11 protein-coding genes are annotated in these 13,664 nt (G+C 40.8%); all 11 read right to left on the bottom strand.

Annotated features, from left to right (window positions below):
* Positions 1-19: 19 nt before the first annotated feature.
* From ppsA to ybeY, 11 genes are read right to left on the bottom strand one after another with little or no spacing between them, the layout of a single operon-like run.
* Positions 20-2,407 carry a phosphoenolpyruvate synthase gene (ppsA, locus tag ACZ5GY_RS03655; protein WP_213695637.1) on the bottom strand — a complete coding sequence of 796 codons (2,388 nt, stop codon included), beginning with the start codon at positions 2,405-2,407 and terminating at the stop codon, positions 20-22.
* A gap of 15 nt (positions 2,408-2,422) precedes the next feature.
* A complete protein-coding gene (ppdK, locus tag ACZ5GY_RS03650; protein WP_464112006.1) occupies positions 2,423-5,086 on the bottom strand; it encodes a pyruvate, phosphate dikinase in 2,664 nt (887 codons plus the stop codon).
* 33 nt (positions 5,087-5,119) lie between these two features.
* Positions 5,120-5,935: a pyruvate, water dikinase regulatory protein gene (locus ACZ5GY_RS03645; protein WP_464112005.1), complete on the bottom strand. Its 816-nt coding sequence runs from the start codon at positions 5,933-5,935 to the stop codon at positions 5,120-5,122.
* Positions 5,936-5,940: 5 nt separating this feature from the next.
* On the bottom strand, positions 5,941-6,744 hold the full coding sequence (locus tag ACZ5GY_RS03640) for a pyruvate, water dikinase regulatory protein (protein WP_213690697.1): 804 nt from the start codon (positions 6,742-6,744) through the stop codon (positions 5,941-5,943).
* Between the two features lie 10 nt (positions 6,745-6,754).
* Positions 6,755-8,818, bottom strand: coding sequence for a glycine--tRNA ligase subunit beta (gene glyS, locus ACZ5GY_RS03635; protein WP_464112004.1), 2,064 nt, complete (start codon positions 8,816-8,818; stop codon positions 6,755-6,757).
* Between the two features lie 22 nt (positions 8,819-8,840).
* Positions 8,841-9,719, bottom strand: a complete 879-nt coding sequence (glyQ, locus tag ACZ5GY_RS03630; protein ID WP_213690695.1) for a glycine--tRNA ligase subunit alpha — start codon at positions 9,717-9,719, stop codon at positions 8,841-8,843.
* 54 nt (positions 9,720-9,773) lie between these two features.
* Positions 9,774-10,526, bottom strand: coding sequence for a DNA repair protein RecO (gene recO / locus ACZ5GY_RS03625; protein WP_213690694.1), 753 nt, complete (start codon positions 10,524-10,526; stop codon positions 9,774-9,776).
* Positions 10,492-11,403 (bottom strand): GTPase Era, encoded by a 912-nt coding sequence (era, locus tag ACZ5GY_RS03620; protein ID WP_464112003.1) that lies wholly within the window; start codon positions 11,401-11,403, stop codon positions 10,492-10,494. Before era ends, recO begins: the two co-directional genes overlap by 35 nt.
* An 8-nt stretch (positions 11,404-11,411) precedes the next feature.
* Positions 11,412-11,861: a cytidine deaminase gene (locus tag ACZ5GY_RS03615; RefSeq protein ID WP_213690692.1), complete on the bottom strand. Its 450-nt coding sequence runs from the start codon at positions 11,859-11,861 to the stop codon at positions 11,412-11,414.
* Positions 11,836-13,122: a hemolysin family protein gene (locus ACZ5GY_RS03610; protein WP_307879461.1), complete on the bottom strand. Its 1,287-nt coding sequence runs from the start codon at positions 13,120-13,122 to the stop codon at positions 11,836-11,838. Before ACZ5GY_RS03610 ends, ACZ5GY_RS03615 begins: the two co-directional genes overlap by 26 nt.
* Entirely contained in the window at positions 13,122-13,655 is a 534-nt protein-coding gene (gene ybeY, locus ACZ5GY_RS03605) for an rRNA maturation RNase YbeY (protein ID WP_213690691.1), read from the bottom strand. Before ybeY ends, ACZ5GY_RS03610 begins: the two co-directional genes overlap by 1 nt.
* Between the last annotated feature and the right edge of the window lie 9 nt (positions 13,656-13,664).

The following is a 13,664-nucleotide window of genomic DNA, read 5'->3' as shown; positions in this document are numbered from 1 at the left end:
AGTGTTTTGGATTTCTTTTCTATTTGCTATTCCTAATGCTATTAAGGATAATACGCTGTTCAACAGCAGCTACGAGTTTTCTTGTATATGCAACTGTATCAGGATTGACACTCATGCTGTCAATTCCCTCTTTAACGAGGAATTCTGCAAAATCAGGATAAAGAGAGGGACCCTGGCCACAAATTGAGCACGTCTTGCCATATTTATGAGCAGCCTGAATAAGTATTCGAATAGCGCGCTGCACAGAGATGTTGCGCTCATCAAAATACCCCATGTTATTTAGAATTCCTGAATCTCTATCCACTCCCATAACAAGCTGAGTAAGATCATTACTGCCGATACTGAAACCGTCAACCATCTGCGCAAATTCTTCAGCTGCAAAGACAACAGAAGGAACCTCAGCCATGATCCAAAGCTTAAAGGAGGAACTTCTTTCAAGCCCTTCAGAGCGCAGTATGTCAAGAACACGCTCAAGTTCCCAGGTAGTACGAACAAAAGGAAGCATCATCCAGACATTGACAAGACCATATTCTTCTCTTACCTTACGCATAGCCTGGCATTCCAGTCTGAATCCAGCTTCGTACTCTGGAGAAATGTAACGGGAAACGCCACGCCAACCAATCATCGGGTTATTCTCTACAGGTTCAACTTCTTCTCCACCTTTTAACCCTCTGAATTCGTTGGTTCTAAAATCGCTCATGCGAACAACAACGGGACGAGGGTAAATAGCTTGTGCCACAGTCGTTATACCTTCAGACATCTTATCTACAAGCAGTTTTCCTTGCCCTGTTTTTACAAGATACATGGGGTGAATCCCAACCATATTTGTAAATATAAATTCCGTACGCATCAAACCGATGCCATCAAATGGAAGCTGCTTATAGCGATCAATGATAGAGGGTTCGCCGAGGTTCATATAAATCTTCGTCCCAGTAATAGGGGCAAGCTGATATGCCAAATCTTCGATTGGGAATGCAGCCGTATCGGAATGTGATGCTGTTTCTTTTGCGGAATCTTTCTTCTCTGGTATAACGTTGCCGTTAAAGACAACTCCCCGTGTCGCATCAACAGTAACAAGCATTCCCTCACTGAGAACGGCCGTACCATTTTTAGTGCCCACTATACAAGGAATTCCCAACTCTCTTGAAACTATTGCTGCGTGACACGTACGTCCACCTTCATCTGTAACGACAGCAGCAGCCTTTCTCATCGCGGGAACCATATCAGGATTTGTCATTCCAGTTACTAAGATATCACCATCTTTAACGCGAGCAATTTCATTAAGATCATGAATGATAAGTACTTTCCCTACCGCGATGCCAGGTGAAGCTGCCAAGCCTCTCGCTAAAACATCTAATTTAACTTCTTTCTGTGCTGGAGCCGCAGTATTCTGATCCACGGACTCTTCTCCCCCTTTAAGTGTCGTTATAGGACGAGCTTGAAGTATATATAATTCTTTTGTTTCTTTATCCAGAGCCCATTCTATATCCTGCGGGCTTTTATATATGGCTTCTATAGCTTTTCCAGCCTTTCCAAGAATGATAATTTCCATATCAGAAAGACACTGCATTTTAACCTTATCCGGTCCAAGAAAATCTTTTACAGCAACTTTGACCGTTCCAATGCCACCATTTTTTTCCACAATCATTGTGTTCTTTTCAGCAATATTTTTCTCTACAACATCAAGATGATCTTTTTCTAAAATAAATTCATCAGGAGTAACAACACCAGAAACAACTGCTTCTCCCAATCCCCAGCTGGCATTGATCATAATCTGGTTAATATCGCTCGTTACGGGATTAGCAGTAAACATAACTCCCGATTTCTCGCTCCTCACCATTTTTTGCACTACAGCACTCAATGCAACTTCAAAATGGTTAAAATCCTGTTTTTCTCGATAGTATGTAGCTCTTGCCGTCCAAAGAGAAGCCCAACACTTTTGGACATGCTTTAAGACCTCTTCTGTTCCAGAAATATGAAGATACGTATCCTGTTGTCCTGCAAAAGATGCATCTGGTAAATCTTCTGCCGTTGCCGAACTCCTTACCGCAACTTGCAAATTATCAATCTTTGTTTGTGCACAAAGGCTATTGTAAGCCTCTTTTACCTCTTTAGCCATTTCTTGTGGAAAAGAAGCTCCCATAATAAGGTTTCTTATCTCTTCGCACTTTTGGGAAAGGTCATCAGTGTTTTCAAAATCGATGCTCTGAATGATATTTTCTATAGATGCCCCCAACCCAGAAACTCTGATAAAGTCTCTGTATGCTAAAGCTGTCACACAAAACCCTGGAGGCACAACCACTCCATTTTGAGTTAGCTCTCCAAGATTAGCACCTTTCCCTCCAACAAGTGGTATATCATTGCGATTTATTTCTGGAAACCACCTGATGTACGTATATGTTCCCATCTCACTGCCTCCTCGTTAATTAATGAAGCCCAGTGCAGCTTGAGCAGCGGCTAGCCTGGCTACTGGTATTCTAAAGGGCGAACAGCTAACGTAATGAAGACCAATGCTGTGACAGAATGCAATACTTTCAGGATTGCCACCATGTTCGCCACAAATGCCCAAAGATATATTTGCCTTAACTTCTCTTGCTTTCCTGACACAAAGCCGCATCATCTCACCTACTCCTTCTCGATCAAGAATATGGAAAGGATTCTCCTGAAGCAACCCTTTTTGCAGGTAGGTTCGTAAAAATTTAGATTCAGCATCGTCTCTGGAATAGGCAAAAACCGTTTGCGTTAAGTCATTAGTTCCAAAGCTAAAAAAATCTGCATATAAAGCAATTTTATCAGCTAGAAAAACCGCATGTGGAACTTCTATCATACTTCCAATTTTGTAGTCAAGTATCGTACCTGTACTCTTATAGTACTCTTCAGCTATTCTGTCTACCATTTTACGAAATATTTGCATCTCTTCAGAAATTCCCACTAATGGAATCATTATTTCAGGAGATACTTGTATTCCTTTGCTCTGAGAATTAATAGCTGCTTCGAAAATCGCCCTGATTTGCGTTTCATAAATTTCCGGATATAACACCCCCAAACGACAGCCACGAAATCCCATCATAGGATTCGTTTCTTTTAACATTTCAATTTTTTTCAAAACTTCCTCCAGATCCGCTCTTTTTTCAGAATCTGAATCTTCATCATGTCTGAGTATAGCAAGTTGTTGACGAATATGATCTTCTTTTGGGAGAAATTCATGAAGGGGCGGATCTAACAAACGTATAATAACAGGAAAACCATCCATTTCTTTAAAAATATTTTCAAAATCATTCTGTTGCATCTCTTGTAATAATTGCAAATCATGGAGCCGCACCTTCTCATCAGAAGTTATAATCATATGCTCCATTATGGGAAGACGATTTTGAGCCATGAACATATGCTCAGTGCGGCATAGACCAATTCCTTTAGCTCCAAATTCTCTAGCTCTTTTTGCGTCTTCAGGAGTATCGGCATTTGCCCAGACTTCCAAAGAAGCAACATCATCAGCCCAGTGTAAAAAAGTTGAAAATTCTTTTGTGATTTTAGCATCGAGAAGAGGTGCTTCTCCTTCATAAACACGCCCATTACTACCGTCAACTGTTATGACATCGCCTTCACGTAAAAAAACATCTTTATTATAAAATAGGCGCTTTTTCTCAATATCTATAACAATATCTTCACACCCACTTACACAAGGTTTTCCCATGCCTCGAGCAACAACAGCAGCATGACTTGTCATTCCACCGCGACTCGTAACAACACCTTCTGCTACAGCAAGCCCATGAATATCATCAGGGCTAGTCTCAGGGCGAACAAGAACAACTGTTTTTCCCGCCATATGCCATTGGACTGCATCATCTGGAGAAAAAACTATCATGCCTGTACAAGCCCCTGGGGACGCCGGTAACCCCTCTGTAATAAGAGGGACACTTGTCTCTGGATCAATTTGTTTATGTAAAAGCAGCTCAGCTTCGCGAGTTGAAACGCGAGTCAATGCTTCATTTTTCTCTATGAGTTTCTCCAATGCCATATCATGAGCTACTTTAACAGCAGCTTCAGCAGATCGTTTGCCTGTTCTCGTCTGTAAAATGTAAAGCTTACGGTTTTCGATAGTAAATTCTATATCTTGCATATCTCTATAAAAAGTCTCTAGAGATTTCGTAATATCTAAGAGCTGACCATACATATCGGACATCATATAACGAAGCTCTGAGATGGGAAGAGGTGTTCGTACACCCGCAACAACATCTTCCCCTTGTGCATTAATAAGAAACTCACCATATAACTCTGCAACTCCATTTGAAGGGTTGCGAGTAAAACAAACGCCCGTACCACATTGTTCATTGAGGTTACCAAAAACCATAGAAACTATATTTACCGCAGTTCCTAAATCATGAGGGATAGAGTGAAGATTTCTATACGTTTCAGCTCTTGGGTTATTCCAGCTTTTAAAAACAGCAACTAAAGCATTTTTCAATTGTATCCATGGATTGGAAGGGAACTTCTCATGGACGTGGGTTTCAAAAATTGATAGATACTGAGAAACCAAATCTTCAAGAAGAGAGGCAGGGATTTCATAGTCGAAAGAAAAACCATGTTCCTCTTTTATTTTTATAAGTATGTCTTCGAAGAGATTGGGATGTAATCCTTCTACCACTTCTCCATACATTTGGATAAAACGCCTATAACTATCGAGAGCAAACCTTCTATTTTGAGAGGCATGGGCTAAGAAGTCCAAAGTATTTTCATTGAGTCCAAGATTAAGGATGGTATCCATCATGCCAGGCATAGAAACTGGAGCCCCGGAACGTACAGACACGAGAAGGGGGTACGGTCCTCCATCCCATTTTTTACCAGCTTTCCGTTCCAAACGCTCGACAGCCTTCTCTACATGCGGCCAAATTGTATCTATGAAAGAATTATCTTCTGTCAGAAACTTGAGACACGCCTCTGTCGAGACGATAAAACCAGGAGGTACAGGCAGACCATTCTGTACCATTTGAGCAAGATTTGCCCCCTTACCTCCCAGTACATTTTTCATAGACGCATTGCCTTCCTCAAAATCATACACATACTTTTTGAGGTTCTCTTTTTTCATGGCGCTACCCACCTCCTAATAGATACGGAGGACTTAATGCCTGATGTACGCCAATATTTCTTGTGAAGTTTCTTCTAAAGCACGACCTGTGACATTAAAAATGCTAGCGCCAAGGGCAGTCATAATTGAATTCGCGTAGTCGAGTTCTTCATAAACCTTTTCTCGTCTAGTATAGTCCGATTCCTCAGGATCAAGTCCTAATATAGCTAAACGTTTCACTCGAATATCAATTAGATACTCTGGATCTATAGTCAAACCTATAATACGGGATGAATCGATTTTAAAAAGCTCCTCAGGAGGAGCGAGTCCTGGAACAAGAGGCACATTAGCTGTTTTTATCCCCTTATGAGCAAGATACATTGAAAGAGGGGTTTTACATGTTCTAGAAACGCCGAGAATAACAAGTTCTGCCTCTGGTAAAAGATACGTATTGCTTCCATCATCACAACTAATAGTAAATTCTACTGCTTTGACACGTTTGAAGTATTCTTCGTCCATAACATGGGAAAGCCCTGGTTTTTCTAGAGGATCCTTACCTAAAATATCAGAAAGAGTATTAAGTAAGGGACCAAATACATCTATAACATCAACATTCATAACGTTGCCATTTTCAATAACCCAATGACGTACAGCTTTATCCACAAGGGTACAGATCAGAACTGCATTCTTTGAAGCCGCCATCTCCAAAACATTTTGCGCCTTTTCAATGCTATTTACATAGCGGAAACGATGGAGTTTAACTCTAGATGGTTGAAATTGGCTCGTTGCCGCCCGGGTAACTCCCTCAACTGTTTCCCCTGTAAAATCTGATACGACAAATACTTCAAGTGGTTCTTTTACTTCTAACATACACCTTACCCCCGAAGAAGATCCATGATCTCTTGAGCATTCTCTTCAACTGCTCTCCCCGTTACATCATATATTCTGCAATTTAATTGCGACATGATGTTATGGGCATATTCAAGCTCTCGCTTAACACGTTCCCTATTAGCATAGGCTGAAGCTGCGGGATCAAGTCCCAGCAGCTTCAGCCTTTCTTCTCGAATTTGTGTCAACTTGCGAGGATCTATTATCAGACCTACCAACCGATCCTTAGACACAGAAAAAACTTCCTGAGGAGGATCTACTTCAGGTATTAAAGGAACATTTGCCACTTTAAATCCACGATTAGCAATATACATTGAAAGAGGGGTCTTTCCCGTTCTTGAAACGCCTAGTATAACAAGATCGGCCATCGGCAATGCAGACGGATTTCGACCGTCATCACACTGAATTGCAAACTCAACTGCCTTTACTCGCCTAAAATATTCTTCATCCATGCGACGATTCAGCCCAGGAGATTCCAAAGCAGCTTCTCCCAATCGCATTTCAAGAAGATCAAGAATAGGACCAAGGAGATCAACAAAGGGTACTCCCAATTTTTGAGCTCTCATAGCCATAGATCGTCTTATGCTTTTATTGACCAAAGTACAGACAAGCACAGGACGAGCTAAAGCTGCTTTCTGAAGAATATCTTTTACCTTATCCTCAGAATCAACGTACCTGAAACGAGTAACCTGGCTAAAAGATGATTCAAACTGACTCATCGCAGCATGTGCAACATGTTCTGCGGTTTCCCCAGTAGAATCTGAAACAATAAATAACGACAGAGAGCTCACGTTTTCCCTCCTAATTTTTCAAAACACCTAAATCCCCAACTTCTCGGAAAATACCATTACAACGAGAAAGCAAAGCTAATCTGTTTTGTCTGACATCAAGATCTTTATCCATAATCATAACATCATCAAAGAAAACAGTAATACGAGGAGAAAGTCTCGTGAGAAGTGACATTAACTCATCCCAATCATACTTTTGCAATGCTTCCTCTACGAGTGGCTGCATTTCGTTCATTTCATCAAAGAGAGCCTTTTCCACGTCTTTCTGGAAAAGAGACGTGTTAACATCAGAAGAAACATCCTCAGCCTTTGACAATATATTTCTCACGCGAACAGCTGCTGTTACAAGATCCACGAACCATTCTTCGCTTTTTACTTTGTTTACAACGTTCAAGAAACGTAGAACCTGTAAAGGTCTTCTTCCAGTCACTGAAATAGCAAGAGACACAAGATCGTGTTCGAATCCCTTTTCTTTCAGCTGTACATGCAAACGTTGCTCAAAGAAAGTCCAAACCTGCTCCATAATTTCAGAAGATACGTCAGCATCTTTTCCAGCCTGCTCCATAATATTCAAAAGATCAATATCAAGATTAAGTCCCCATATAATTTCATTGATGCATCTAGCAGCACGCCTGAGGGCGTAAGGATCTTGAGATCCTGTAGGCTGTAATCCAACCTTATGGCAGTTTACTATCACGTAAACACGTTCGGCTATTCCAAGGAGAGCACCTACAGTATCAGAAGGGACAACATCGCCTGCAAATTTAGGTAAATACTGTTCATAAATAGCTTTGGCAACCCTTTCCGGTTCCCCATTACGTAAAGCATATTCTCTTCCCATAACCCCCTGAAGTTCAGGGAACTCATAGACCATATTCGTCAACAAATCACACTTAGAAAGCCATGCAGCACGATCTACCAATTTTGCAACGTCAGAATATCCCTGAGTTTCACAAATATATTTTGCCAATTTTTGAGTTGCCATCATCTTATCGTAAAGAGTTCCTAATTTTTCCTGATAGAGAATATCCTTCAATTCTTCTACTCGGCTTGCCAAAGATTTCTTCTGATCTTCGGTCCAGAAGAACGAAGCATCCTCTAATCTAGCTCTAAGAACCCGTTCATTCCCTTCACGCACAACACCCATATTGGTGGCTCTATTGTTACTTACTCCTACAAAATATGGCATCAATTTTCCCGATTCGTTTCTGACTGGGAAATATTTCTGATGTTTTTTCATACTTGTAGTAAGAACCTCTTCTGGAATTTCAAGGAATTTTTTGTCAAAAGACCCATAAAAAGGAACCGGAAACTCCACAAGATACAGGTTTTCTTCCACTAATTCAGGATCTAATTCGACCTTTCCACCTATCTCTTTTTCAAGAGCATTGATACCAGAGATCATTTTCTGTTTTCTCTTCTCTTGGTCTACGATAACGTAATTATCGTAAAGTTTTTCCATAAATTCAGCTGCATCATTGATCTCTATATTTCTAGCACCCATAAAGCGATGGCCCCGAGTAACATTACCGTTCTGTATACCACCATAATTAAATGGAATGACTGTACTATCAAGCAAAGAAACAATCCATCTGATAGGTCGTGCAAACTTAACAGTCGAATCAGACCAATACATATTTTTGGGAAAGACAAGCTGATTTATAACTGAAGGCAATATTTCAGGAAGTAACTCCTGAACAGGATTCCCTTGCTCGGAAATAACAGCAAAAGCATATCGCACTCCATCAACTTCTTTGGGGAGCAGATTTTCATACTCGACTCCCTTGCTTTTTGCAAAGCCCAAAGCTGCTTTTGTCGGATTCCCATTTGCATCAAAAGCAGAATCCCATGTAGGACCTTTATAGTTCATAACCTTATCGTCCTGCTTTTCTTCTATATCACGCACAACTAAAGCCATACGACGAGGTGTTCCATAAGCAGCTACCCGCCCATATTTGATACGTGCAGCATCAAACTCTTTTTCTACGTTGTTCACAAGTGTATCTAACGCATTGGGAAGAAAGCGAGAAGGGATTTCTTCTGTTCCTATTTCCAATAAAAGATTTTTATATGCCATGAGTCTTCACCTCTTCCTAAACCTAACGAGAGAATTTATTCATAAAGGGATAGTTCATTTCTTCCCGTTTTGCTGCGTACTCTTCACAGCAACGACTTGCCAATGTCCGTATACGAGAAATATAGCCGGTACGCTCTGTTACACTGATGGCATTTCGCGCATCAAGAAGGTTGAAGGTATGAGAACATTTCAAGACATAGTCATAAGCAGGGAGAATGTATCCTTTAGCAAGAATATGATTCGCTTCAGCCTCATACATAGCGAAAAGTTTAAAAAGCATATCTGTATCAGCTATTTCGAAATTATAATGGGAAAATTCCACTTCATCCCAGTGGTGGATATCTCCATACGTTACATCGTTGACCCAGGCAAGGTCATATACATTCTCAACTTTTTGAACAAACATGGCGATCCGCTCAATTCCATAAGTCAATTCTGCCGGAACAAGAGCCATGTCTACGCCACCAACTTGCTGGAAATAGGTGAACTGAGTAACTTCCATTCCATCAAGCCATACTTCCCATCCTAGTCCCCATGCACCAACTGTCGGGGATTCCCAGTCATCTTCAACAAAGCGTATATCATGTTCCTCAGGCTCTATACCTAAAGCACCAAGACTGGCAAGATATATCTCCTGTATATTATCTGGCGCCGGCTGAACAATAACCTGATACTGATAATAATGTTGTAACCTGTTCGGATTTTCTCCATAACGTCCATCTGTCGGTCTTCTTGAAGGCTCGACATATGCTACTTTCCACGGTTCTGGGCCAAGCACCCGTAAAGCAGTTGCAGGGTTCATAGTACCTGCACCTACCTCTATATCATACGGTTGCTGAATGACACATCCCTGTTCAGCCCAAAAACGCTCAAGGCGAAAAATAATTTCTTGAAAGTTCACACCAAAGACCTCCCTTTCAACGAACCCTGCATTTCTTCCTGTATATTTAATTTTCTAATTATTTTTTTCTAAAAGAAATTTCAACCGCTCTATTTGAGCCTTTAAAAAAACGCCCTCCATTGAAAATTCCTGAGCAGGCAGACTTTTACGAGAAATCAACGCCGCCACCTGGAGAGCTTTCAAATCATTATAAGGAACAACTCCACCCACTTTATTGGAACAACGAGAACAAAGTAACCCTGTTTCTGACCAAAAAGCTTCGGATGTAAGTTCTTTACCACATTGCTCACAAGAAAACAAATCTGGAGCTTCCCCACGAATATGCAGCCATCTCCATAAAAGACGCCACGAAAGCAAAAGGGGATCTACTCCATCACTCAAAGAACGCATCGTCCAATATAGTAAGGCAAGCAAACTATCTTCTGCAATTCCAGAACATGTATAACGAGCAATCAGCCTATTCCATTGCAATCCAACAGAAAGTTTTTGCGCATCAAGACGCAATTTCCACATATCGTCTTTAATATCAATAGATTTGACATAAAAACGCTTAGGCCCCTTATAAAGGTTAAAAGAACCCCATGTGAGAGGTTCTGTGGCGCCGCCAAATCGAACTCGTCCTCGAGCCGAACCTGGTGCTTGAGCCCAAACTGGCCCTATCTTTTTTAAAAAAAGTTGTAAAGACATATCGCCTTCAGCACTTATTGTGCGACGCAAAACTATTCCAGAACTAGAAAAAAGGCCTTGCGTTAAAAAATCCACAGCGATAGTATCACCTTCCTGTATATCCCATCCTCCGAAGTTCACTTTCTGACTGCCGCCATCCTGGGCGAACTTTAACCCAGAGATCAAGAAAAACCTTATGGCCTGTCATTTTCTCCAGATCAGCACGGGCATAGCTTCCTATTTCTTTTATTTTACGTCCCTTTTTTCCTATAATGATCGTCTTTTGACCATCTCTCTCTACAACAAGATTCGCACGTATATAAAGGACATCTCTCTCCGGGTATTCATCAGGACTCTTATACTCTTCTATCTCTACAGCCAAACTATGTGGAACCTCTTCATGAGTCAGGCGTAAAACCTTTTCTCTGATTATCTCTCCAGCTAAAAAACGCTCAGGACTATCAGTAAGAACCTCTTCGTCATACCACGGGAAGCCTTCAGGTAGCCTTTTTTTAATAGTTTGTACAAGACGTTCTATATTATACCCTTTTTTTGCTGAGACTCCCAAGACCTCTGCAAAAGGCAACATTTCTTGAAAGATAGATATCACCTTGTTAAGCCTTTTTTTACTTTCTTGTACCCTGTCAGCTTTGTTGATGACAAGTAAAATAGGCGTAGTAACTTCTTTAAGAATATCTACAATTCGTTCGTCTTCTGGGGAAAGTTTGCTATCCTCTGCCTCTACTACATAGAGGATCAAATCAGCATTTTCGAGAGAACGTATAGCTGCGGTTACTAAGGCTTCGCCTAATTTATGCCTTGGCTTATGAATCCCAGGAGTATCTGTAAAAACAATTTGAAGTCCAGGTTCATTATAAATTCCATGTATGGCATTTCTCGTTGTTTGAGGTTTCTCTGAAACAATAGATACCTTATACGTAAGAATAGCATTTAATAGAGAAGATTTTCCTACGTTAGGACGCCCTACAATAGGTACTATCCCAAATTTAAAATCCATTTCTTCCATTAGTCTTGTAAGTCCTCTCTGCCAAAAGGATAAGGGAAAAGTTCGCGTAACGAAACTATCTGCAGCTTGTTTTCTCCATTTTCAAACACCAGAATCATTTCAGGATTAAACTCCCACAACACTTGACGGCACGCTCCACATGGATAACAAGGTTTTCCCTTTGTCCCTACAACGGCAAGCGCAAGGGGGGATTTTTCTCCGCGAGCAACCATCTGTACAATTGTGCTTCTTTCTGCGCAAAGAGTAAGGCTGTAAGAAGAATTTTCTACATTACATCCAGTGATTATGTTATCGTCACTTAAAAGCAAAGCTGCTCCCACAGCAAAATGTGAGTAGGGAGAATATGAAAAAAACTGGACCTCCCTCGCCGCCCCCATAAGAAGCTCAGGAGTAACGGCAAGAGAAGGCCAGGGAGAATTTATATTATTCGTCATCTTCTTGGATGTCATCTTTTAATACCTCATGAAACCTCAAAAGTTTTATGCGGTGATCTTCCACATCAAGAACCTCTATCTCCCATTTCCCATATTGAAGAATGGCACCTTTTTCAGGGAAGCCTCCGGTTAAAGCGAGAATAAGACCACCGACACTTTCTGCATCTTCTGATTCAAACGAGTAATTCAATATTTCACTAAGATCTTCTAAACTTACATTTGCCTGGACAAGATAGTTGCCACCCGTCTCTTTTAATACGGGCGCAGTTTCTGAATCGTATTCGTCTTGTATTTCACCAACTATCTCTTCAAGAAGATCTTCCAGCGTAACGAGACCTGCTGTTCCCCCATATTCATCGACAACTATGGCCATATGGACATGTCTATTTTTCATAATATTAAACACATCTACAATTTTCATTGTTTCAGGCACGAAGAGAGCATCTCTCTTAAGTTTGGAAACAGGCTCTTCACTCATTCCTGAATAAAGATACGGGATGGTATCTTTCACATAGAGAATTCCTTCAATATCATCGAGGCTTTCTCCGTATACGGGAACTCTGGAATGTCCGAACTCCTGAAAAATGCTAACTGATTCTCCTATTGTTGCGTTACTGGCAATAGCGTTCATGTCTGTCCTTGGAATCATAATCTCATAGACACGAGTCTCTTCGAAAGAGATAATACCATGAATCATCTTGCGCTCCACTGCTTCGAGAGCACCAGATGCTTCTCCAATATTAACCATTTGTTCTATTTCTTCTCTTGTCACAAAGGGATGTTGCGTCTTTAAATCCACTCCAAAAAGAAGGCCTATCATCCGCACAAAATGATTCATGATCCATATGAAAGGTGCGAAGATCAGACCAAGGAAACGCAATATAGGAAGAGTGACAAGCAGAATTGATTCTGATTTTATAATAGCTATACTTTTTGGCAAAATTTCACCAAAAATGACAATGACCACAGTCATAATGATAACTGCACCAAAAACACCTTTATGACCGAACAAGATAATTGCCAATGAAGTTGCTACAGCACTCGCTGCTATATTAACAAGGTTGTTTGAAACAAGAGTAATAGTAAGAGCACGTTGTGTATCTCCCACTAACCATTGGAAAAAACGACGTTGAAATGGATGGCGTTCTTGCAACGCAAGCAACTTTCCCCTTCCCGCTGCTGTTATCGCTGTTTCTGCACTACTAAAAAACGCAGAAAGGAGTAGCAAAAACAGAAGAAAGAAACCATATCTCATGGCAGACAGAGGAATATCCACTAGAGAATCAGTCCTCCTTCTATAGGGGAAACACCCTGTCTCTGTTCAGAACACCAATTTTCGCGAATTCTAAATTGAAGGTTCCACATTGCTTCTTTTTTTTCTTCCGTGTCATGATCCAATCCTAAAAGGTGAAGGAATCCATGTGCCACCATTAAATAAAGTTCTTCAATAAACGACACATTGTTTTGGCTGGCATTTTCCCTAACAATTTCTTCACAAATGAGGATATCCCCTAATGGCAGAATATCCCATCCTTGAGGAGGGAGAAACTCTCCATTTTCTTCCCACATAGGGAAAGAAAGGACATCTGTTGGTTCGTCTATTTCGCGATATTCCCTGTTCTTTTCTTGCATTTCTGATGGGGAAACAATAGAAATAGAAACTTCAGCCTCTTGGTCATCATACTTTTCCGGGAAGAGATGGTTGACAACCCTCTCCAATATTTCCTCGCGGCCCTCTAATTTTCTAAGGGCCTTACTACTTTCAGATTCTCCTTCATCAATATTGTCAAGACATAAATGAACCTTCACGTGTTACGC

The sequence above is a fragment of the Aminobacterium thunnarium genome (genome assembly GCF_055390565.1).
This window is presented reverse-complemented; position numbering and strand designations above follow the sequence as displayed.